The organism is Embleya hyalina, assembly GCF_003967355.1.
GTDB classification, from domain to species: Bacteria; Actinomycetota; Actinomycetes; order Streptomycetales; family Streptomycetaceae; genus Embleya; species Embleya hyalina.
Map to the genome: position 1 here is coordinate 122,904 of NZ_BIFH01000035.1, position 21,170 is coordinate 144,073.

Genomic DNA, 21,170 nt, shown 5'->3' on the forward strand with positions numbered 1-21,170 from the left:
CGGGCCCGCGGCCGGCGGCGGGCGGGTCACTCGGCGGGTTCGGGGACCCGCCCACCGCCGGCGGTGAGCACCCCGGGCAGTTCGGACAGGCCCGACAGCAGTTCCCCCGGTTCGCCCGGCCCCTCCAGGAGCAACACCACCGCCGCGGCCCTCGGTTCGGTCACCGGCACCTCGCCGGCCTCCTCGACGGGCTCGCGCTCGCGGTTGTGCACGGAGACGTCCACCACGGTGAACCCGGCGCCCGTACAAGCCACCAGGACCGCGGACAACACGCCGTATCCGGGCAGATAGGAGAGCCGGATCTCGGCCGCCCGGTCCCGGGGGCCGCCGATCCGGCGGATGATCGGCGGATAGCCGTAGACGACCACGAAGTGCAGCGTGGTCACCCCGATCGCCAGGTACGGCAGGCCCGCGCCGCAGGCCATGCCGATCGCGCAGGTGAGCCAGACCACCGCGGCCGTGGTGAGGCCGCGCACGGTGTCGCGGCGGACGAAGATCAGGCCGCCGCCGATGAAGCCGATGCCGGAGACCACCTGCGCGGCGATCCGGGAGGGGTCCCAGCCGACGTGGCCCGCGGGCAACACGTCGGTGAAGCCGTACTTGGAGATCTCCATGAACAGCGTGGTGCCGACCCCGACCAGCGCGTGGGTGCGCAGTCCCGCGCTCTTCTGGCGCACCTCGCGCTCGACGCCGATGACGCTGGAGAGCACGAAGGAGAGCATCAACTCGGAGAACTGGGTCCACCCCTGACTCGCGCCGATCCCCTCCGACCACGCCGCCAGGGTCGTTCCGGAATGCACGCGCCCACCTCCTCCGCCCGGGACCGGGGGTCCCGGGGCTGCTCGATCCTCTTCCTCTGCTCGCTCGCTACGACTCCATACGGAGCAATGGGTCACGGACGAGGTTCGGATACCGCGATCGAGGGAGGGGTGGGCGACGGAACGTCAGGCGCGCGAGCGAGCCGTGGTGCGCGTGCGCGAGGTGGTCGTCCTGGCCACGGCCTTCCGCGGACGCGACGTGGCCGTCCTGGATACGGCCTTTCGGGGACGCGACGTGGCCGTCCTGGATACGGCCTTTCGGGGACGCGAGCCGGCCGTCTTGGATACGGCCCTTCGCTGGGACGCGGCCTTTCGGGGACTCGATACCGCCTTTCGGGTACCGGATACCGCCTTTCGGGGACGCGAGGCGACCGGTTTGGACACCGGGCGCTTTCGCACGACGGCGGCCGACGCGCGTGCCGCCGTGGTGTCGACCGTACGGTCGTCGACCGTTTCGGTGTCGCCGTTGCGCTGGATGTAGCGAAGTGCGGTCAGCGCCTCGCGCTTCGTTTCATAGGGCGCGGACTTGATGACCGTCGAACCGTTGGCGGCGGTCAACACGAATCCGAACTTGCCGGAGCGTCCCTTGGTGACGATGAATTTGGCCGGCACGACATCTCCCTGGGAGAGAAGAGAAAGTTTTCTCCTCCACGGAAACATGGTTCGTCCCGGTTGTCATATATAAGTGCTATTTAGGGGTGAATCGACCTCCGCAGCCGAAAACCACTGTGACCTCGACTGCATCCGGGCGCGGACCCCGTGTTCTCTCGGGTTTCGGCCGGCAGGATCGCGCCCATGACAACCCCCTCGTCCCCCAAGCGTGACCCGCGCGACCTGCCGAACATCGACGATCTGGTGGTCGGCGTCCTCGGCGGCACCGGTGAGCAGGGCCGCGGCCTCGCGTACCGCCTGGCCGTCGCCGGCCAAAAAGTGATCATCGGCTCGCGCAGCGCCGACCGTGCCGCGTCCGCCGCGGCCGAACTCGGTGCCGGCGTGCGCGGCGCCGACAACGCCACCTGCGCGGCCGAGAGCGACATCGTGATCATCGCCGTCCCCTGGGAGGGACACCGCGATCTGCTGCTCTCCCTCACGGGCGAGCTGGCGGGCAAGATCGTGGTCGACTGCGTGAACCCGATGGGCTTCGACAAGCAGGGCGCGTTCGTGCTCGACGTCGAGGAGGGCAGCGCCGCCCAGCAGGCCGCCGCCGTGCTCCCCGACTCGACCGTGACGGCCGCCTTCCACCACGTGTCCGCGGTGCTGCTGCTCGACCCGAACGTGGAGTCGCTCGACACCGACATCATGGTGCTCGGCGACAAGCGTGAGGCCACCGACGCGGTGCAGGCGCTCGCGTCGCGGATCCCCGGCATGCGCGGGGTGTACGCCGGCCGGCTGCGCAACGCGCGGCAGGTCGAGGGGCTGACCGCCAACCTGATCTCGACCAACCGCCGCTACAAGGCACACGCCGGACTGCGCGTCACCGACGTGTGAGCCGGCCCGGCCACGCCCGCCAGTGCCCGTCCGACGCACGACGGCGTGCGGCCCCGCGCATCCGAGGATGTGGGGCCGCACGCCGTTCGTGGTTTTCGGGGCCGGAGCCGAGGGTGCCGGGGGATCGCCCGGAGTCGCCCGGGGATCAGACCTGGGCGGCGTTCCAGGTCCGGAGCGGGCGGGTGACCAGCTCGCCGGCACCGTTGTCGATCGCGTCCCGCAGGCCGCCGAGCACGTGGGTGACCATGCCGGCGGTGACCGGGTCGGTCAGCACGTGCTGTACGTCGGCCTCGACGCCGAGCCGGGTGTGCACCTCGGGCACCGCGATCTCCGGGCCGGAGACGACGAAGTTGCCCAGGTCCCGCAGCAGCGCCTTGAGCTGGATCAGCGCGCGGATGCCGCCCTGGGGGCCGGGCGAGGCGGACATGGCGACGATCGACTTGCCGGTCAGGACGCCCTGGGCGTACGGACGCGAGGCCCAGTCCAGCGCGTTCTTGAGCACGCCCGGCAGGCTGCGGTTGTACTCGGGGGTGGTGATGATCAGGCCGTCGGCCTCGACGATCGCCTCACGCAGGCGCACCACGGTGGCGGGCGGGTTCGGCTCCAGGTCCTGGTTGAAGTGCGGCAGTTCGTCGAGACCCTTGAACACCTCGATCTGCATGCCCTCGGGCGCGAACGGCTGGAGGGCGTTCAGCAGAGCCGTGTTGAACGACTCGGCGCGCAGCGAACCGGAGATGGCAAGGATGCGGGACATGGGTTCCTCCGTGGATGGAGAGAGGGTGCCGGGTAGGGCCGGGGGGAAGGTTGTTGAACGTTTAACAATGTAGCGCGGGCTTGTTGCGGATTCAACTTCCGGCCGGGGCCGTGCCACGGGTCGTGGCGCCGAGTGGCCGCGGGTGGTGCGAGGTGGCGCCGGGTGGGTGCGGGCCGGGTGGTCGTCGGGGGCGACAATGGAGCCGCGTCGCGCCGGAAAGCGCCGCGACCGAGGTCTGCCCGCACCCGTCTGGAGCCCCCGCCATGCCCCGCATCGTCGTCCTCGCCGTGATCGTGTGCGTGCTGGCGCTCGCCGCCGCCGTGGTGGCCTTCGTCAACGGGAGTTGGCTCGGCCTGCCGTTCGTGCTCCTCGCCGCGCTCGACGGCAACATCGCGTTCTACTACCTGCGCCGGCAGCGGGTGCGCCGTGCGCGCGACCTCGCCGCGCGGGCCTGATCCCCGCTCCCGCCGCCCGCCGGCCGTCCCCCGTAAGGGTGGATGCCGGTGCCGGATGGTGTGTCGGCATCGAATTCGAACAAAGGTTCGGGCTACGCTTCGATCCGACGTTGTCCACAGGCGTGCGCCGGTCGTGCCTCCGTGTCGGTGCGACGGGTTAGCGTTCAAGGTGTGAAGCGAACACCACAGACCGGCAAGGCGGCATCCATGGCTGGACAGGATCGCGAGAAGGCGCTCGAAAACGCCCTCGCCCAAATTGAACGACAGTTCGGGAAGGGCTCGGTGATGCGCCTCGGCGACGAGGTGCGCGCGCCGATCGAGGTCATTCCCACCGGCTCGATCTCGCTCGACGTGGCGCTGGGCATCGGCGGACTCCCGCGCGGCCGGGTCATCGAGGTCTACGGCCCGGAAGGCTCCGGCAAGACGAGCCTCGCGCTGCACGCCATCGCGAGCGTCCAGCGGGCCGGCGGCATCGCGGCCATCGTCGACGCCGAGCACGCGCTCGACCCGGAATACGCCAAGAAGCTCGGCGTCGACACCGACGCCCTCCTGGTCTCCCAGCCGGACACCGGCGAGCAGGCGCTGGAGATCGTCGACATGCTGACCCGCTCCGGCGCGGTCGACATCATCGTGATCGACTCGGTGGCGGCGCTCGTGCCGCGCGCCGAGATCGAGGGCGAGATGGGCGACTCGCACGTGGGTCTCCAGGCCCGACTGATGAGCCAGGCGCTGCGCAAGATCACCGGTGCGCTCAACCAGACGAACACCACCGCGCTGTTCATCAACCAGCTGCGCGAGAAGATCGGCGTGATGTTCGGTTCGCCGGAGACCACGACCGGTGGCCGGGCGCTGAAGTTCTACGCCTCCGTCCGCCTCGACATCCGGCGGATCGAGACGCTCAAGGACGGCACCGAGGCGGTCGGCAACCGCACCCGGGTCAAGGTCGTCAAGAACAAGCTCGCGTCGCCGTTCAAGCAGGCCGAGTTCGACATCCTCTACGGCATCGGGATCAGCCGCGAGGGCGGCCTGATCGACATGGGCGTGGAGCACGGCTTCGTGCGCAAGTCCGGCGCCTGGTACACGTACGAGGGCGACCAGCTCGGTCAGGGCAAGGAGAACGCGCGCAAGTTCCTCCGCGACAACCCCGACCTCTCCGACGAGATCGAGAAGAAGATCAAGGAGAAGCTGGGAGTCGGCCCGAGGGTCGACGCACCGGCGGAGGCGGAACCCGAGGAGGGCTGAGTCCGTGGTTCGCCCTGCCGGCGAGTGGTCGAACACGTGGGGAGACGGATCCGTCGACGGATCCGTCTCCCCAGCCCCCCGGCCACCGGTCGACGCCGCCGAACTGAGGGCCGCGATGGCCGCCATCGAGGCCGCCGCCCCGTCGGGCGCCGACACCGTGGCCGGCGGCACGCGCGGTGCCGGCGGGCGACGTGGTGCTCCGGGAGCCGGTAACCGCCGGGCTCGCTCGGCGCGCCGTGGCTCGGAAGAGCACGAGGCGGGCGAGCGGGATGCGATCGACGACGGCTCGGGGGCCGGCGTCACGGGCACGGACCGACACGCTCGCGGTCGTGGGACCGGGAGTGGTCGGGCGAAACGCGACAGGCGGGCCGGGACTCGGGGCCGGGCCCGTCGTGACACCGAGGACTCGGAGCGGCCGGCCGACGAGGACGTCGACGCGGCTCCGGAACCGCTCGCCGATCCGGAGGCGACGGCGCGGGCGATCTGTCTGCGGCTGCTGACCGGGCGGGCGCGCACCCGGGCCCAGTTGGCCGACGCGCTGCGCCGCCGCGAGGTGCCCGACGAGGTCGCGGAATACGTACTGGGCCGCTTCACCGACGTCGGCCTGATCGACGACACGGCCTTCGCCGACGCGTGGGTGAGCACCAGGCACACGGGCAAGGGGCTGGCCCGACGGGCACTGGCCCAGGAACTCCGCCGGCGCGGGGTGGACGCGGTCGTGGTCGACGAGGCGGTCGCGCAACTGGAACCCGAGCAGGAGTTGGAGACCGCCCGGGCCCTGGTCGCCCGCCGGTTGCCGGGCACGCGCGGCCTGGATCGGGACAAGCGAATCCGCAGGTTGGCGGGCATGCTCGCGCGCAAGGGATACGGCGAGGGGTTGGCCGTCCGAGTCGTCCGCGAGGCGCTCGATCACGAGGCCGAGGCCGACGAGAGCGACGACCCGGCCGAGACTCCGTGGCGCGCCTGGGACGGGCCGGCCTGATCCCGGCCTCCGCCGGATCGCCCGGTGACCTAGCCTGGGAGCGTTGTCCGAGCCGTCGGGCCGTCACGAACGGGTCCGCCGGCACCGTTTCGCTCCAGCCGTCCGCTTGAAGGGCCATCCGCCTTGGCGATCAGTGTGTTCGACATGTTCTCGATCGGGATCGGCCCGTCGAGCTCCCACACGGTGGGTCCGATGCGCGCCGCGCGGATGTTCGCGCAGCGGCTGAAGAGCGAGGGTGTCCTCGACCGGGTCGCCTCGGTCCGGGTCGAGCTGTACGGCTCCCTGGGCGCGACCGGGCACGGGCACGGCACCCCGCGCGCGGTGCTGCTCGGCCTGGAGGGTTATTCGCCGCGCACGGTCGACCCGGAGGAGGTCGAGCCGGAGCTGGCCCGGATCCGCGAGTCGGGGATGTTGCGGCTGCACGGGGTGCACGAGATCGACTTCGACGGCGACCGCGACCTGGTGCTGCACCGCCGCAAGACGCTGCCGTACCACGCCAACGGGATGACCGCGTGGGCCCGGGACGCCGACGGCACCGAGTTGCTGAGCAAGACCTACTACTCGGTCGGCGGCGGCTTCGTGGTGGACGAGGACGCGGTGGGCGCGGACCGGGTCAAGCCCGACGACACCGTGCTGCGCCACCCCTTCCGCACCGGCGACGAGTTGTTGCGGCTGACCCGGGAGACCGGGTTGTCGGTGTCCGCGCTGATGCTGGAGAACGAGAAGGCCTGGCGCACCGAGGCGGAGATCCGGGCCGAACTGCTCGAGATCTGGCAGGTGATGCGCGGGTGTGTCGAGCGCGGCCTGGCCACCGAGGGAATCCTGCCGGGCGGCCTCAAGGTGCGCCGTCGCGCCGCCCGTACCGCCCGCACGCTGCGCGCCGAGGGGGACCGGCCCACGCACGCGATGGAGTGGGTCACCCTGTGGGCGATGGCGGTCAACGAGGAGAACGCGGCGGGCGGCCGGGTGGTCACCGCGCCCACCAACGGCGCCGCCGGGATCATTCCGGCCGTGCTGCACCACTACGTGGAGACCGTCCCGGGCGCCGACGACGACGGCGTGGTGCGCTTCCTGCTCGCCGCGGGTGCGATCGGCATGTTGTTCAAGGAGAACGCCTCGATCTCCGGCGCCGAGGTCGGCTGCCAGGGCGAGGTGGGCTCGGCCTGCGCAATGGCCGCCGGCGGTCTGGCCGAGGTGCTGGGCGGCACCCCCGAGCAGGTGGAGAACGCCGCCGAGATCGGGATGGAGCACAACCTCGGGCTGACCTGCGACCCGGTCGGCGGCCTGGTCCAGATCCCGTGCATCGAGCGCAACGGCATGGCCGGGGTCAAGGCGGTCACCGCGGCCCGACTGGCGCTGCGCGGCGACGGCCGGCACCACGTGTCGCTGGACAAGGTCATCAAGACCATGAAGGAGACCGGCGCCGACATGAAGACCAAGTACAAGGAGACCGCCCGGGGCGGCCTCGCGGTGAACATCATCGAGTGCTGAGTCTCGGCGAGTGCCGAGTGCCGAGTCTCGCCGAGCGCCCGGTCGCGGGGTGCGCGATCGCACCGACGGGGTGAGGTGTGCTTCCGGGGACGAGGGGTAGGCATGCGCCCGTGAATGACGAGAGTGGTCCCCTCCTGGTGCAGGTGTCGGCGGTCGGAGCCGGTCATACGTTGGTGACCGTGCACGGCGAGATCGACATGGACAGCGGTCCGATCCTGGACGACGCGCTGGGTCGACAGGTGTCGGCCGAGCCGACCCGCCTGCTCCTGGATCTGTCCTCGGTCGCCTTCATCGACTCCTTCGGACTGCGGATCCTGGTCCGCGCGGAGCGACGCGTGCGGGAGGCGGGCGGCTCGCTGCGGCTGATCGCGCCGACGCGCGCGGTCGAGCGGGTGTTGCGGCTGACCGGCTTCACGCTGATGGTCGCCGTGCACGAGACGGTGCGCGAGGCGCTGGACGCCGAGGGGGCGCCCGTCGGGCGCGAGTAGCCGCGCCACTGTCCGATACGCGCTGCGCTGTGAGCGGAATCGGTCCCCGACATGATCAAAGTCCGGTCGAGGGGTGGCCGGATTCGATCATGCACGCCACACTTGGAGTGTCCGCGCGCCGGATGTTTCTGCTGTCGCCCGAAGGCCGTGGACCTTTGGCCGTCCCGTCGAGCGCAAGCCCGACGGGACGGCCGCCGCATGTTCGGGGTCGGGGCGGGGGCGGGTGAGGCGGCCCCGCGCCCGGATCAGCCCAGGGTGCGCTCGAGGAACCGCGCCATCGTCGAGCGATACTCGCGCGCCTCGGGGAGCAGCGCGGTCAGCTCGCTGGCCCCGTGCACGAAACCGTCCCAGCGCTTGCCCTCGACCGCGACACCGGCTTCCTCCAGGCGCTTCGCGTACGCCTCGCCCTCGTCCCGCAGCGGATCGTACTCGGCGGTGAGCACCAGCGCGGTGGGCAGCCCGGCCAGGTCCTCGGCGTGCAGTGGCGAGGCCAGCGGGTCGGTGGCCTCGCTGCGCGGGCTGGACAGGTACTGCGCGACGGCGAACTCCAGGCCGGCGCGGGTGAGCAGGTGGCCCTCGCCGTTCTCCGCCACCGACGGCCGCGCCAGGGTCAGGTCCAGGATCGGGCAGTCCAGCACCTGGGCCACCGGGGTCGGCTGGCGGCGGTCGCGCAACATCAGGGCGCAGGCGGCGGCCAGATTGCCCCCGGCGCCGGTGCCGCCGATGGCGACCTTGTCCGCGTTCACGCCCAACTGGAACGCGCGCTCCTGAACCCAGATCCACGCGGCGTACGCGTCCTCCAGGGGCCAGGGGAACTTGAACTCGGGGGCCAGGCGATACTCGACCGAGACCACCACCGCGCCGCTCTCCGCGGCGATGTGCGCGCAGTGGCTGTCGGACGCGTCGACCGAGCCCAGCCACCACGCGCCGTCGTGGAGGTACACGTAGCCTGGACGACCGCCCTTGGGCGCGGGTCCGGCCGGCGTGTACACGCGGGCGGTGATCCTGCCCGGCTCGGGCTCCTTGACGGTGATGCTCACTTCCCGCGTCGTCACATCTTTCGGCGCGGGCTCGACGGACGCGAGGATGGTCGTCTCGAGACCTTTGTTCGACGCGGCACGACGCTCCGCCAGGGGCAGGTCGGCCGGAAGGGGCGGCGCGGCGGCGACAGCGTCGAGGATCGGCTGGATCTGCGGTGCGACGGGCATGCGACTCCTCCGAACGGAACTACGAAGCAGCACAGTAGAACTTCACGCCCGGAGTTGACAGAGCGTCAGAAGTCGAGCGCGTGACATAGGCCACACAGAAACGGCACGAAGGGCGTCAACCGCCCCAGTTGCCCCCAGCGTTCAATAGACGAACCCAACGAGGAGTACGTGTTGACCGTCATCGACGAACCCCGGATACCGGGCGCGCCCCCGTCCGGACCGGGCCGGGGCGCATCCGACGAGCGCTTGTCGGGAGCCCTGTCGTTCGTGGAACGCGGGCTTCGCATCCTGTGGCGACCGCTGGCCGTCTACGCCGCCACCGCGCTGGCGCAACTGCTCGTGCTCTCGTGGATGATCCCGCCGGGCGGACCGAGCCTGCGGGATCGGCTGTTGCAGTGGGACGCGCACTGGTACGTGGACGTCGCCGCGCACGGCTATCCGGACAGCTTCACGTACACCCCCGAGGGCGACCTCACCGGGAACACGCTCGCGTTCTTCCCGCTGTATCCGGGCCTGGTCCGGATCGTGCACTACCTGACCGGCACCGACTACGAGACGGCCGGTCTGATCGCCGGGCACCTGGCCACGGCCGTCGCGATGTGCGTGCTGTACGTGTTCATGACGCGCCTGTACGACCGGCGCGCGGCGCTGGCGATGGTCGTCCTGGTGGGCGGCGCGCAGCCGATGTCCGTGGTGTTCTCGATGGCCTACAGCGAGACGCTCTTCCTGGCCCTCGCGGTGGGCACGCTGCTGGCCGCGCATCGCCGAGCCTGGTTGACCGCGGGCCTGCTCGCGTGTCTGACCAGCGTGACCCGACCGGCGGGCATCGCGGCGATCGCCGCGCTCGGGGTGGCGGCGCTGATGGAGATGTGGCGGCATCGGCGGCTGATGTCCGCGCCGATCGCCGCGTGTGCGATCGCGTGCATGGGGATGCCGCTCTACCTGTTGTGGGTGGGCGAGCGGTTGGGCGAGATCGACGCCTGGTTCACCATCCAGGACGCCGGGTGGGGCACCAAGTGGGACAACGGGGACGCGGTCCGGCACTTCCTCACCGACACGCTGCGCAACGGCGACCAGTGGATAGCGGTCAGCACGGCGGTGCTGATCATCGCGGCGGTGGTCGGCTCGCTGGTCGCGCTGAACCGGCGCATCTGGCCGCCGTTGGCGGTGTACGGGCTGTCGATCCTGGTGATGACGCTGTGTCAGAGCAACTACTACCACTCGAAGTTGCGGCTGATGATCCCCACGCTGCTGTTCTTCGTCCCGCTCGCGACGGTGCTGGCCCGGGCGCGGACCCGCACGGCCGTGCTGGTGCTGGGCGGCGCGTGCCTGTTCGGGATGTGGTACGGCGCGTACATGCTGACCACGTGGCACTACGGAATCTGACCGGACCTCGGCCGACCTGCCCGGCGTAGCGGCCGACTCGTCCGCCGCCCCTCCCCCGGCCGGCGCGTGCCCCCCGTGGTCCCGGTCGCCTGGGGAGTGCCCCGACCGACGTGGGATTTCGCTGCCGCGACTGTTGTGATCGGCATTCGGGTGATGGCCGAATAGTTGGGCATTTACCGACGATTAGCATCCATTCCTGTGACAGAACACCACAGTGCCGGGACTCGTGACACGACCGACGTGGTCATCCTCGGGGCCGGGCCCGCCGGGCTGATCCTCGCGAACATCCTGCACGGGCGCGGGGTCGACTGCGTCGTCCTGGAACGTGCCGGTCGGGCGCACATCGAGACCCGGGCGCGGGCGGGGTTCCTGGCCGCGAACACCGTACGGGTGCTGGAGCGCAACGGCCTGGCCGAGGGCCTGCGCAGACGAGGCCGGGAGCACGGCGTCTGCGAGTTCCGCACCGAGGGCGAGCGCTTCCGGCTGGACTACGGCCGGCTGGGCAGCGGGGAGGCACACACGGTCTACCAGCAACAGGACCTGGTCACGGACCTGTTGGCGCGGTATCTCGACGCGGGCGGCCGGATCCGGTTCGGGACCGAGGCGACGGCGGTGGTCGACGCGGACACCTCGCGACCGTCCGTGCGGGCGCGCGAGGCGGACGGGCGCCCCGGCGGCTGGACGGCCGGATACGTCGCCGGCTGCGACGGCCGGCACGGGGTCGCCCGGCGGTCGATCCCGCCCGGTGCGGTCCGGCACCACCGGCGCGACCACGGCGTGTCCTGGCTGGGTGTGCTCGCCGACGCGCCGCCGAGCATGGACGCCGTCGGCTACGCGATGCATGCGCGCGGCTTCGCCGGCCACATGGCGCGCACCCCGGACACCACGCGCTACTACCTGCAGTGCGCGCCGGGCGCCTCGATCGACGCCTGGCCCGACGAGCGGGTCTGGGACGAGTTGGCGGTGCGGATGCGCGCGGCGGACTACGGGCCGCTGCGGACCGGCCCGATTCGGCGGCGCGCCGTCGTGGACCTGGAGTCCGACGTGCTGGAACCGCTGCGGTACGGCTCGCTGTTCCTGGTCGGGGACGCGGCGAGCCTGGTGAGTCCGTCCGCCGCGAAGGGCGCGAACCTCGCGGTCCTGGAGGCGGAGATCCTGGCCCGGGCGCTGATCGCGGACCTCGTGCACGCCGACCCCGAGCCGCTGGCCCGCTACTCGGCGCGGTGCCTGGCGCACATCTGGCGGGCGCAGGAGTTCTCGCTGTGGATGATCCGGCTCCTGCACCGCCCGCCCGGGTCGGACGACGAGACGTTGTTCCGGGACCGGTTGCGCCGCTCGCGGGTCGAGTCGCTGCGCACCTCACGGGTGCAGCAGGACTGGTTCGCCGAGAACTACGTCGGCGTGTGACGAGATCCATCGCGACGAAGGAGTCCTTCAGATGACCACACAGACGCAGACGCCGACGAGGACGAGCGGCCGTGACGACACGGCCCGCCTGAGCGCGGCGATCGACATCGTCCGACACCAGCACACCGCGACGCTGCTCGCGCTGCTGTTGCCGGGCCTGGACGGCCCGGAGTTGCGGGCGCTCGTGGATCGTTGCCGCTTCGTGCACGCCGGGCTGCTCGTCTGCCCGCCGAGCATGGCGCAGTTGCGCGCGGAGTTGGCCGCGCACGGGCTGGACGCGGACGACCCGCGGCTGCCCAGCGTGGTGGTCCGCGAGCGGCTGGCGTTACGACACCGGCGCGACGTCGCCGACCTCGACGTGGGCATCCTGCGCCCCGCCGTGCGGGGTCTCGACGGCGAACGCCGGGCGGTCGAGGTGTTCGTGCTCCCCGTGCCGCCGGGGTCGGAGTTGGCGGACATCGCCGCGCACGAGCGGGAACGGGAGCACGAGGCGCATCTGGCGTTCGAGGTCCGGCGGCCCGATCCGCTGGTGCTGCGCGGCCTGTGCGCGACCTTCGCCCGGCACGGCGCGTTCGCCGACGGCGGCGGGTACAACCCGCACGAGGACGGCACGGTCTTCTACTTCACCGCTCCCGCCGACTCGAAGGCCGCGTACCGCCGCCTGGAGCTGTACGCGAGCGGCGACCACCGGCAGGTGCTCGCCGCCCACCTGGAGGACTTCCGGACCCGGCAGCCCGCCGAGACGCTGCTGCGGCTGTCGACCGGCGCGTGGACGACCCAGGCGCTGGCGACGTGTGCGCGGCTGGGGCTGGCCGACGCCATGGAGACGGGCGCCGCCGTCGGGCTCGCGACGCTGGCGCGGGCGGTCGACGCCGATCCGCCGAGCCTGGCGCGGCTGCTGCGCTACCTCACCATGCTGGACATGGTCGTGGAGGACGCGAACGGCTTCCGGCTCACCGAGGCCGGCGCGCTGTTGCGCGCGAACTCCCCCGGTTCGATGCGGCCGTTGACGCTGATGTACGGCGGCCCGTTCTACCGGTCCTTCGCGCTGCTCACGCACAGCGTGCGGACCGGGGACACCGGCTTCGAGCGGCTGTTCGGCGAGAATCACTTCGACTACTTCGCCCGCCGGCCCGAACTCGCCGCCTGCTTCGACGAGTCCATGGCCGCGAGCGCGCGCATGTTCGATCCGCTGCCCGCGCACCCGGTGATCACGGCGGCCGGCGACGCGGCGGGACCCAGGACCGTCGTCGACGTCGCGGGCGGTACGGGCGAGTTGCTCGGCCGACTGCTCGCCGCGCGCCCGAACCTGCGCGGCGTGCTGCTGGAGCGTCCGCACGTCGTGGCGGCCGCCCGCCGCTCGCTCGACGCGGCCGGGGTGGGCGAGCGCTGCGCGTACCGGGCCGGCGATTTCGCGGACGTACCGGCGGGCGGGGACGTCTACGTGCTCTCCCGCGTCCTGCACGACTGGGACGACGAGCGCTGCGGGCAGATCCTCCGGCACTGCGCCGCCGCCATGCCCGTACACGCCGACCTGCTCGTCGTCGAGCGCCTGCTGCCCGCCGACGGCTCCCCGGCGCCGGCCATCGCCTGGGACCTGCACATGATGTGCAACGTCGGGGGCCGCGAGCGCGGCGTCGACCACTACGGCCGGCTGCTCGGCGACGCCGGGCTCCGGCTCGTCGACGCCTCGCCGCTGCCGCTGGGCGCGAGTGTGCTGCACGTCCGCAGGGCCGACGCGGCGCGGCCCTGAGGCCGGGGGCGGGGTGGCTCGCTACGACGAAAGCCCCGGCCGGGATCGGCTCGGGGCTTTCGGAAGCTTGGTCCTCCGCGTGGTCCGCCCGGATTCCACTGGCGGGCACGCTGAAGCCACTCGCCACTATGCCACACCCTCCACGCCGGGGTCAAACTTTTGTTCGATCCGGGCGCGGGTCGCGTGCGCTCCCGGGTCGGGCGGCCGGCGAGGCCGGGCCGTCAGCGCAGGTGCGCGGTCTCGTTGAAGACGCGCAGCGACGCGTTGCCGTCGGACCACCACTGGACCGCGCTGATCGCCGCCGCCGACAGCTCCATCCGGAACATCGATTCCGCCGGTGCGCCGAGGGCGATCCGGACCAGGGTCTTGATCGGCGTCACGTGGGTGACCACGAGCACGGTGCGGCCGGCGTACCGGGCGATCGTCTTGTCCCGCGCCACCTCGACCCGGCGGGCCACCTCGGTGAAGCTCTCGCCGCCGGGCGGCGCCGCGTCGGCCGAGGTCAACCACGCGTCCAGGGCGTCCGGGGTACGCTCGCGCGCCTCGGCGAAGGTCAACCCCTCCCACGCGCCGAAGTCGGTCTCCCGAAAGCCCGGCTCCTCGCGCACCTTCAGCCCGAGCCGCTGCGCCACCGCCTCGGCGGTCTGCCGGCAACGGCCCAGCGGCGAGGACACGATCGCCTCGATGGTGCCGCGCTCGGCCAGCGCCTCCGCGGCGCGGGCCGCCTGCCACCGGCCGCGTTCGGACAGCTCCGGGTCGGCGCCGGTGCCGGAGAAGCGCTTTTGCGGGGTGAGCGCGGTCTCGCCGTGGCGCAGCAGGACCAGGGTGGTCGGGCGACCCAGGTCCGGCCCCCAGCCGGGCGCGGTCGGGCGCGCCTTGGCGGACGCGGCCGGCCCGCTCGGCACGGGTTCGGCGGCCGGCGCGGCCTCGGCCGGTCCGGCCGTCGCGAACGCGGTGGAGTTCTGCGCGGTCCAGGCCCGGCCCTTGGCCGCCGCGTCCATCGCCTCGTTGGCGAGGCGGTCGGCGTGCTTGTTCCGCTCGCGCGGGATCCACGTGTAGGTGACCTGCCCCGGCGGGTGGATCCCCCGGGCCTTGGTCGCCAGGTCGCGCATGTCGGCGTGCTTGATCTTCCAGCGGCCCGACATCTGCTCGACCACGAGCTTGGAGTCGGCCCGCACCTCCACGGTCGCCGTCGGGTCGATCGTGTGTGCGGCGGTCAGCCCCGCGATCAGGCCCCGGTACTCGGCCACGTTGTTCGTGGCCACCCCGATCGCCTCGGCGATCTCGTGCAGCACCTCGCCGGTGTCCGCGTCGCGCACCAGCGCGCCGTAGGCCGCCGGGCCCGGGTTGCCCCGGGAGCCGCCGTCGGCCTCGACGACGAGCCTCACAGGCCCGACTCGGCGGTGCGGACGAGGATGCGCCGACAGTTCTCGCAGCGCACGATCGCGTCCGGCGCCGCGGCCCGGATCGCGCCCAGGTCGGTGATCCCCAGCTCCAGCCGGCAGCCCTCGCAGCGGCGCTGGAACAGCGGGGCCACCGCCACGCCGTGCGACTGCTCGCGGATGCGCTCGTAGAGCTTGATCAGGTCGGCCGGGATCGCGCCCGCGACCACCGTGCGCTGCTTGCCGGCGGCGTCCGCCTCGGCGTCGATCTCCGCCTCGGCGGCACCCCGGCGGGCCTCGGCGGCGTCGCGGGCGGTCTGCGCCTCGTCCCGCTCGCCGACCAGCCGGCCCAGGCGGCCCAGGATCTCCTCGCGGCGTTCCATGACCTCCAGGACCACCTCCTCGAGGTCGTCCTGGCGCTTGGCCAGCGAGGTCACCTCGCGCTGCAGGTTCTCCAGGTCCTTGGGCGAGGTGACGTGGCCCGAGTCGAGCCGCTGCCGGTCGCGCTCGGCGCGCTTGCGGACCTGGTCGACGTCCTGCTCGGCCTTGGTCTGGTCGCGGGCCGCGTCGCTCTCCTCGGTCTCGGCGGCGACCACGAGGTCGCGCAACCGGGCGAGCTGCGAGCCGAGGCGGTCGATCTCCTCGTTCTCCGGCAGCGTGCGCTTCTTGTGGGCGAGCAGGTCGATTCGCGAGTCCAGGGCCTGGAGGTCGAGCAGGCGGAGCTGGTCGGCGGGCGCGGCGTTCAGCGGGGGCTCCTTGGATACGGCTCGGGTGGATACGGCGCGGGTGGGCGGGAGGTTGTGTTCCCACCCGGCCACCCGGTGCGTTCGGTGGGTGGGTTCGGGTGCTGGGGGTTCGGGTGCCGCGGACGACGGACGGGCCGGGCGGGCCCGATCACCCGCGTCGCGGTGCCCGGTCGCGGTGTGGCTGCGTGACGGTGTGTACGGCGGTGTTCAGGGATGCGGTGTGTGGAACGTCCATGGGTCGGTGACTAGTTCCGAGACGTGGGTTTCCACCGTAGTACCGCCGGCGGTCAGTGCACGGGTGAGTTCGTCGGCCGCGTGGCGCAACCACGGCCACTCGGTGGCCCAGTGTGGGGCATCGAGCAGCGCGGGGCCGCCGGCCTCCAGCGCCTCGGACGCCGGGTGGTGGCGCAGGTCGGCGGTGACGTAGACGTCGGCGCGACTGCGCCGGACCGCGGCGAAGAGGCTGTCGCCCGCGCCGCCGCACACCGCGACGGTGCGCACGAGGCGATCCGGGTCGCCGGCCACCCGCAGGCCCGTCGCGGTGGCGGGCAGGGCTCGGGCGGCCCGGGCGGCGAACGCGGCCAGCGTCTCGGGGGCGGCCAACTCGCCGATCCGGCCGATGCCCCGGCACTCGCTCGGGTCGGCCGGGGCCGGGTCGAGCGGCGCGGTGACGGTCAGCCCGAGGGCCGCGGCGAGTGCGTCGGAGACCCCGGGGGCGGCCGAGTCGGCGTTGGTGTGCGCCACGTGCAGGGCGCAACCGCCGGTGATCAGCCGGTGTACGACGCGTCCCTTGAACCCGGTCGCGGCCACCGAGTGCACGCCGCGCAGGAAGAGCGGGTGGTGGGTGACCAGGAGGTCGGCGCCGCGCGCGAGCGCTTCCTCGGCCACCGCCAGGGTCGGGTCGACGGCGAACATCACCGAGCGCACCTCGGCGTCCGGGTCGCCGCAGACCAACCCGACCGCGTCCCAGGATTCGGCCCAGTCGGGGTGGTAGATCCGTTCGAGAGTGGCGACGACGTCGGAGAGCTTGGGCACGAAGGGAGGTTACCTCTCCGCGCCCGCCGTCCCGATTCGGGCATCCCGGACGGACGGTGACGGAGTACACCGGAATGCCTGTCGGTTGTGTGAAGTCGGCCCCATCCGAAGCGTTTGTGCGGTATGCAGGCTCGCACTGTCGTACGACACGAGGGGGACGACGACGATGCTGCACTGTCTGCTGTGCGGTACGCCCTATCTGGAGACGGACGCGTACTGCCCGGGCGAACAATGCGGCACCGACCTGCACGGTCAGCGCATGGGCGACCCGGCCTGCGCGGTACAGGCGTGGTGCGAGCCCCGTCGGATCACCGCGGCTCCCGGCGAGACGGTCATGGTGACGCTGACCCTGCGCAACACGGGCAGCGTGTCGGACGTCTACGACCCGGAACTGCCCCGGGACGCCGCCCGGCGGATCGGCCTCGATCGACCCGGGCCGCCCGAGTTGCAGCCGGGCGAGGTCCGGACCTGGACGATCGTGTACACGGTGCCCCCGGACGTCGAGGACCAGCTCGCGCCGAACGGGATGTTCGGCCTCGGCGAGGTCGGCGCGGACGGCGGCGGCAGCGCGTTCGAGGAGGACTCCCGGGTCGTCGAGGAGAACGACGTGCCGGTGCGGGTGGTCTCCGCCCGGGACATGCGGGTGGCGGCGTGCGCGCCGTTCTCGGTACGGGTGGTCGCCGGCGCCGGCGCGGGGGCTTGGGGTACGGCGGGGGCGGCTGCGGGGGCGGCGGTCGACCGCGAGCACCGGAACGGGAATCGGCGGACGAAGGTCGTCGCGGCCGTGTTCGCCACCGTGGCCGCGATCGCGGTGGCCCTGGTGGTGGGCATGGCGATGGCGGGTTCGGACGACGCCTCGCCGGCGGCCAAGACGAGTCCGACCACGTCCGTGCCGGAGTCGACGGGCCCGAGGCCGACCGCCGGGCCGACCACCGAGGCGCCGGTGACCAGCACGCCGGACGCGAGCGACTCGGCCGCGCCCGCCACGAGCGCGCCCGCCAGGCTGACCGTGCCGAACGTGGTCGGGATGACCGAGGCGCAGGGCGTCGCGCTGCTGCGCGAACGGGGCTTCCGGGGCAGTGTCCGGGGCAGCGGCGGCACGATCGTGTCCACCGATCCGGCGGCCGGGACGAAGGTGGACCGGGACCGGGCGGAGATCGTGGTGGTGATGTCGGGGGCCAGGACGACCCCGCCGCCGACCACCACCGCGCCGATCTCCTCCCCCACGGCGACCGCGCCGGCGACGACCACGGTGCCGCCGCTGGTCGGCGCGTCGTCGTCCGAGGCCGAGTCCCGGCTGCGGGGGGCGGACCTGGTGGCGAACATCGTCCGGGTGCCGACCGCCGATACGCCGGAGGACACGGTCGTCGACTGCGCCCCGGGCGAGGGCTCGAAGGTCCGGCGCGGCTCGACGGTGACCGTGCGGGTGGCGACGGCGCCGAGCACGGGGTCGCCGGCCCCGCGCTGAGATCGGGTCGATCCGCGCGGGGTGGGCCCGGGCGGGCGCTACGGCGGGCCCTGGCCGCCTCCCCACGCCATGCAATAGCTTGCTTCAGTCAAGAACAGGCGAAGGGAGCTTGCTCATGCTGGATCTCACCGGCTCGTCCGCGATCGTCACCGGCGGGGCCTCCGGGCTCGGCGAGGCCACCGCCCGCCGGCTCGCGGCCGGCGGCACCTCCGTGGTGATCGCGGACAAGAACGAGGAACGCGGCAAGGCGGTCGCCGCCGAGATCGGCGGTGTCTTCGTCGCCACCGACGTCACCCGGGAGGACCAGGTACAGGCCGCGGTGGACGCGGCCGTCGCCGTCGCGCCGCTGCGCGCCCTGGTGTCCTGCGCGGGCACCGGCATGGGCGCGCGTACCGTGGCCCGGGACGGCACCCCGCACCCGCTGGCCGCGTTCGAGTTCATCGTCCGGCTGAACCTGATCGGCACCTTCAACGCCGTCCGCCTGGCCGCCGCCGCGATGGCCTCGGTCGAGCCGCAGGCCGACGGCGAGCGGGGCGCGATCGTGTGCACCGCCTCCGTGGCCGCCTTCGACGGGCAGATCGGCCAGGCCGCGTACGGCGCCTCCAAGGCCGGCGTGGTCGGCCTGACCCTGCCGGTGGCCCGCGATCTGTCCGCGATCGGCGTGCGGGTCAACACCATCGCGCCGGGCACGATGGACACCGCGCTGTTCGCCGCCGCGCCACAGGCGGTCAAGGACACCCTCGGCGCGCAGGTGCTCTTCCCCAAGCGCATGGGCGTGCCCGACGAGTTCGCCTCGCTTGCGTACGAATTGCTCACGAACAGCTACCTCAACGCCGAGGTGATCCGGCTCGACGGCGGAATTCGCTTTCAGCCGAAATAGCGGTAATCACCGCGAACCGGGAGGATTCGCACGCCGTTCGGCGTCAATGGTCGGCACGTCCGTCCCCATGATGTTGGGATGGGGTCGTGAGCGATCAGACCTCCGCGTGGCAGCGCCCCCTGCCCCTGCACCTGCCCGGCCTGGCGCCGCCGATCCGCCGCGACTGTGCGATCGGCGGCGTGGTGCTCGCGGGCGCGCTCGTCCTGCTCTTCACCCGTTCGTATGTGGTCTGGAGCGTCTGGGACCCGAGTCCGTGGTTGCGGCTGGGGCCGCTGCTGTTGCTCACGCTCGCCCAGTGCCATCGCAGTTCGTCGCCGCGCTTCGCGCTCGCCCTCGGACTCGTCGGCGAGGGGTTGGACACCGCGCTCGGGCCCTCGATCGGCGGCCTGATCATGTGGTCCGACGTGCTGTACGCGGTCGCCGTGTACGGCAGTTCGCGGCTGGCCTGGCGGTTGTTGTACGGCAATCTGGCGTTCCTGGTGGTGACTACGATCACCATCTGGGCGACGATCCGCAGCTTCCGGGTCTTCGTCCTCGCCGTCTTCTACATCGGCCTGGTCGCCATCTCCCCCGTGCTCACCGGGTTCTCGGTGCGCGAGCACCGGGAGAAGGCCGAGGTGGAACGGCTGCGCTCCGCCCAGACGGCGCGGCTGGCCGAACTCGACCACCAGGCCGCCGTGATCGCCGAACGTGCCCGGATGGCCCGCGAGTTGCACGACGTGATCGCCAACCACCTGAGCGCGGTCGCGGTCCAGTCCACCGCCGCGCTGTCCGTGAAGAGCCTGGACGAGGCGCGGCTGCGCGAGGCGCTGGAGGTGATCCGGGAGAGCAGCGTGCAGGGGCTCACCGAGATGCGCCGGATGATCGGTCTGCTGCGCTCGGAGAACACCCCCGAGGAGCCGGTGTCGGTACCCCGCCTCGCCGAGACCGATCGACTGGTCGAACACGTGCGCCGGGCCGGGCTGCTCGTGGACATCGAGATCGTCGGCGTGGTGCGGGAGTTGCCCACCCCGGTCGACCTCGCGGCCTATCGGGTGGTCCAGGAGACGCTGACCAACGCCCTCAAGCACGCCACGCCGCAGCGGTTGCGCCTGGTCTTCGCCTATCGCGCCGATGATGTGGTGATCACCGGCGAGAACGGGATCGACCCCGAGCACGTCACCGGGCTGCCCGGCGCGCGGGCCGGTCTGGTCGGCATGTCGGAGCGGGTCTCGTTGCTCGGCGGCCTGTTCGAGGCGGGCCCGCGCGACGGCCGGTGGCATCTGCGGGCCGAACTCCCGTGCGGTGACGACGTGGTGCTCGACGCCGGAATCAAGAACGCCCCGACGGGGCCGAAGGGTGGGACCGGGTGAGCGACGCCGAGACGCTGCGGGTGCTGGTCGCGGAGGATCAGGCGGCGGTCCGGGCGGGGCTCGTCCTGATCCTGGACGCGGCACCGGGCATCGAGGTGGTCGGCGAGGCCGCCGACGGCGAGGACGCGGTGGCACTGGCCCGGGCGTTGCGCCCGGACGTGGTGCTGATGGACGTACGGATGCCGCGCCTCGACGGGATCAGCGCCACCCGGGAGTTGACCGCGGCGGGCCTGGACGTGCTCGTGCTGACCACGTTCGACCTGGACGACTACGTGTTCGGCGCACTGCGCGCGGGCGCCGCCGGGTTCCTGCTCAAGACGGTCGACGCCGCCCGGTTGGTGGAGGCGGTGCGCCTGGTCGCGCGCGGCGACGGCTTCGTCGCGCCGGAGGTCACCCGTCGGCTGATCCACGCGTTCGCGAGCCCGCCCCCGACCCGGCCGACGGACGGCCCGGAGGTCCCCGCCGAGGCCCTGGCCTCGCTCACCCCGCGCGAAAGCGACGTCCTGGCCTGCCTGGGCCGAGGCATGTCGAACCAACGCATCGCCGCACACCTGGACATGGCCGAGGCCACCGCCAAGACCCACGTGAGCCGCATCCTCACCAAACTCGGCCTCAACAGCCGAGTCCAAGCCGCAATCCTGGCCCAACAACGCGGCATCGCCGACTAGCGAGCGGCCGCGGGCCGGGTGCGCCCGCCGTCCGGACGCCGCTTCGGTGCCGGATGTCGGTCGGCTTCGGTCGGTTTCCGGGACGGGGGATCCGCTTGCCGCGCCACCTGGGCTTTCGGGTGATGGTGATTCGGTGGGGTTCGGGGCCGAATCGCGGAGTGGGAGTC

Annotated in this window: 19 protein-coding genes and 1 pseudogene; 13 read left to right on the forward strand and 7 right to left on the reverse strand. The window is 72.4% G+C overall.

Annotation, left to right across the window (positions count from 1 at the left end; translation table 11 throughout):
• Positions 1-26: 26 nt before the first annotated feature.
• Entirely contained in the window at positions 27-800 is a 774-nt protein-coding gene (locus EMA17_RS37505) for an MgtC/SapB family protein (RefSeq protein WP_246127152.1), read from the reverse strand.
• A 144-nt stretch (positions 801-944) separates the two neighbouring features.
• The gene (locus EMA17_RS37510; protein ID WP_126641668.1) at positions 945-1,478 is read right to left on the reverse strand and encodes a YegP family protein; all 534 of its coding nucleotides are present in this window, start codon (positions 1,476-1,478) and stop codon (positions 945-947) included.
• Between the two features lie 135 nt (positions 1,479-1,613).
• On the opposite strand from EMA17_RS37510, the gene npdG reads away from it, so the two are divergent.
• Positions 1,614-2,306, forward strand: coding sequence for an NADPH-dependent F420 reductase (gene npdG / locus EMA17_RS37515; RefSeq protein ID WP_101897013.1), 693 nt, complete (start codon positions 1,614-1,616; stop codon positions 2,304-2,306).
• 145 nt (positions 2,307-2,451) lie between these two features.
• Here npdG and EMA17_RS37520 read toward each other — a convergent pair whose 3' ends face one another.
• Complete coding sequence (locus EMA17_RS37520; RefSeq protein ID WP_126641669.1) at positions 2,452-3,060, reverse strand: NADPH-dependent FMN reductase; 609 nt, start codon at positions 3,058-3,060, stop codon at positions 2,452-2,454.
• Positions 3,061-3,323: 263 nt separating this feature from the next.
• Between EMA17_RS37520 and EMA17_RS37525 the strand changes: the two genes are divergently transcribed.
• The 5 genes and pseudogenes from EMA17_RS37525 to EMA17_RS37545 all read left to right on the forward strand — a co-directional run bounded on the left by EMA17_RS37525 (position 3,324) and on the right by EMA17_RS37545 (position 7,718).
• The gene (locus EMA17_RS37525; RefSeq protein ID WP_078975031.1) at positions 3,324-3,515 is read left to right on the forward strand and encodes a hypothetical protein; all 192 of its coding nucleotides are present in this window, start codon (positions 3,324-3,326) and stop codon (positions 3,513-3,515) included.
• 207 nt (positions 3,516-3,722) lie between these two features.
• Positions 3,723-4,736, forward strand: a pseudogene (gene recA, locus EMA17_RS37530) (recombinase RecA); the annotation flags it as partial.
• Between the two features lie 136 nt (positions 4,737-4,872).
• Positions 4,873-5,739: a regulatory protein RecX gene (locus EMA17_RS37535; protein ID WP_126641671.1), complete on the forward strand. Its 867-nt coding sequence runs from the start codon at positions 4,873-4,875 to the stop codon at positions 5,737-5,739.
• Between the two features lie 123 nt (positions 5,740-5,862).
• Entirely contained in the window at positions 5,863-7,230 is a 1,368-nt protein-coding gene (locus EMA17_RS37540; protein WP_126641672.1) for an L-serine ammonia-lyase, read from the forward strand.
• Between the two features lie 110 nt (positions 7,231-7,340).
• Positions 7,341-7,718 carry an STAS domain-containing protein gene (locus tag EMA17_RS37545; RefSeq protein ID WP_126641673.1) on the forward strand — a complete coding sequence of 126 codons (378 nt, stop codon included), beginning with the start codon at positions 7,341-7,343 and terminating at the stop codon, positions 7,716-7,718.
• Positions 7,719-7,963: 245 nt separating this feature from the next.
• Here the strand turns inward: EMA17_RS37545 and EMA17_RS37550 are convergent, their stop codons facing one another.
• The gene (locus EMA17_RS37550) at positions 7,964-8,926 is read right to left on the reverse strand and encodes an alpha/beta hydrolase (protein ID WP_126641674.1); all 963 of its coding nucleotides are present in this window, start codon (positions 8,924-8,926) and stop codon (positions 7,964-7,966) included.
• A 168-nt stretch (positions 8,927-9,094) separates the two neighbouring features.
• Here EMA17_RS37550 and EMA17_RS37555 point away from each other — a divergent pair, with 168 nt between their 5' ends.
• The 3 genes from EMA17_RS37555 to EMA17_RS37565 all read left to right on the forward strand — a co-directional run bounded on the left by EMA17_RS37555 (position 9,095) and on the right by EMA17_RS37565 (position 13,472).
• Complete coding sequence (locus tag EMA17_RS37555; protein ID WP_246127153.1) at positions 9,095-10,312, forward strand: putative hexosyltransferase; 1,218 nt, start codon at positions 9,095-9,097, stop codon at positions 10,310-10,312.
• A gap of 240 nt (positions 10,313-10,552) precedes the next feature.
• Positions 10,553-11,719 (forward strand): 4-hydroxybenzoate 3-monooxygenase, encoded by a 1,167-nt coding sequence (locus tag EMA17_RS37560; RefSeq protein WP_126641709.1) that lies wholly within the window; start codon positions 10,553-10,555, stop codon positions 11,717-11,719.
• Positions 11,720-11,750: 31 nt separating this feature from the next.
• A complete protein-coding gene (locus EMA17_RS37565; protein WP_126641676.1) occupies positions 11,751-13,472 on the forward strand; it encodes a methyltransferase in 1,722 nt (573 codons plus the stop codon).
• 221 nt (positions 13,473-13,693) lie between these two features.
• Here EMA17_RS37565 and EMA17_RS37570 read toward each other — a convergent pair whose 3' ends face one another.
• The 3 genes from EMA17_RS37570 to EMA17_RS37580 all read right to left on the reverse strand — a co-directional run bounded on the left by EMA17_RS37570 (position 13,694) and on the right by EMA17_RS37580 (position 16,635).
• Positions 13,694-14,860, reverse strand: a complete 1,167-nt coding sequence (locus EMA17_RS37570) for a bifunctional RNase H/acid phosphatase (protein WP_126641677.1) — start codon at positions 14,858-14,860, stop codon at positions 13,694-13,696.
• A complete protein-coding gene (locus EMA17_RS37575) occupies positions 14,857-15,600 on the reverse strand; it encodes a zinc ribbon domain-containing protein (RefSeq protein WP_126641710.1) in 744 nt (247 codons plus the stop codon). The genes EMA17_RS37570 and EMA17_RS37575 overlap by 4 nt, the downstream gene beginning before the upstream one ends.
• A gap of 207 nt (positions 15,601-15,807) precedes the next feature.
• Entirely contained in the window at positions 15,808-16,635 is an 828-nt protein-coding gene (locus EMA17_RS37580) for a Nif3-like dinuclear metal center hexameric protein (RefSeq protein ID WP_126641678.1), read from the reverse strand.
• Between the two features lie 166 nt (positions 16,636-16,801).
• Here EMA17_RS37580 and EMA17_RS37585 point away from each other — a divergent pair, with 166 nt between their 5' ends.
• The 4 genes from EMA17_RS37585 to EMA17_RS37600 all read left to right on the forward strand — a co-directional run bounded on the left by EMA17_RS37585 (position 16,802) and on the right by EMA17_RS37600 (position 21,003).
• A complete protein-coding gene (locus EMA17_RS37585) occupies positions 16,802-18,103 on the forward strand; it encodes a PASTA domain-containing protein (protein ID WP_126641679.1) in 1,302 nt (433 codons plus the stop codon).
• A 118-nt stretch (positions 18,104-18,221) separates the two neighbouring features.
• Positions 18,222-18,983, forward strand: a complete 762-nt coding sequence (locus EMA17_RS37590) for an SDR family NAD(P)-dependent oxidoreductase (protein WP_126641711.1) — start codon at positions 18,222-18,224, stop codon at positions 18,981-18,983.
• Positions 18,984-19,069: 86 nt separating this feature from the next.
• Positions 19,070-20,335: a sensor histidine kinase gene (locus EMA17_RS37595; RefSeq protein ID WP_218043196.1), complete on the forward strand. Its 1,266-nt coding sequence runs from the start codon at positions 19,070-19,072 to the stop codon at positions 20,333-20,335.
• A complete protein-coding gene (locus EMA17_RS37600; protein WP_174861493.1) occupies positions 20,332-21,003 on the forward strand; it encodes a response regulator in 672 nt (223 codons plus the stop codon). Before EMA17_RS37595 ends, EMA17_RS37600 begins: the two co-directional genes overlap by 4 nt.
• Positions 21,004-21,170 lie beyond the last annotated feature (167 nt).

Coding starts and splice junctions, on each gene's coding strand:
- EMA17_RS37550 (WP_126641674.1), bottom strand. CDS start 8,926: ATGCCCGTCGCACCGCAGATCCAGCCGATCCTCGACGCTGTCGCCGCC.
- EMA17_RS37585 (WP_126641679.1), top strand. CDS start 16,802: ATGCTGCACTGTCTGCTGTGCGGTACGCCCTATCTGGAGACGGACGCG.
- EMA17_RS37510 (WP_126641668.1), bottom strand. CDS start 1,478: ATGTTTCCGTGGAGGAGAAAACTTTCTCTTCTCTCCCAGGGAGATGTC.
- EMA17_RS37525 (WP_078975031.1), top strand. CDS start 3,324: ATGCCCCGCATCGTCGTCCTCGCCGTGATCGTGTGCGTGCTGGCGCTC.
- EMA17_RS37520 (WP_126641669.1), bottom strand. CDS start 3,060: ATGTCCCGCATCCTTGCCATCTCCGGTTCGCTGCGCGCCGAGTCGTTC.
- EMA17_RS37535 (WP_126641671.1), top strand. CDS start 4,873: ATGGCCGCCATCGAGGCCGCCGCCCCGTCGGGCGCCGACACCGTGGCC.
- npdG (WP_101897013.1), top strand. CDS start 1,614: ATGACAACCCCCTCGTCCCCCAAGCGTGACCCGCGCGACCTGCCGAAC.
- EMA17_RS37565 (WP_126641676.1), top strand. CDS start 11,751: ATGACCACACAGACGCAGACGCCGACGAGGACGAGCGGCCGTGACGAC.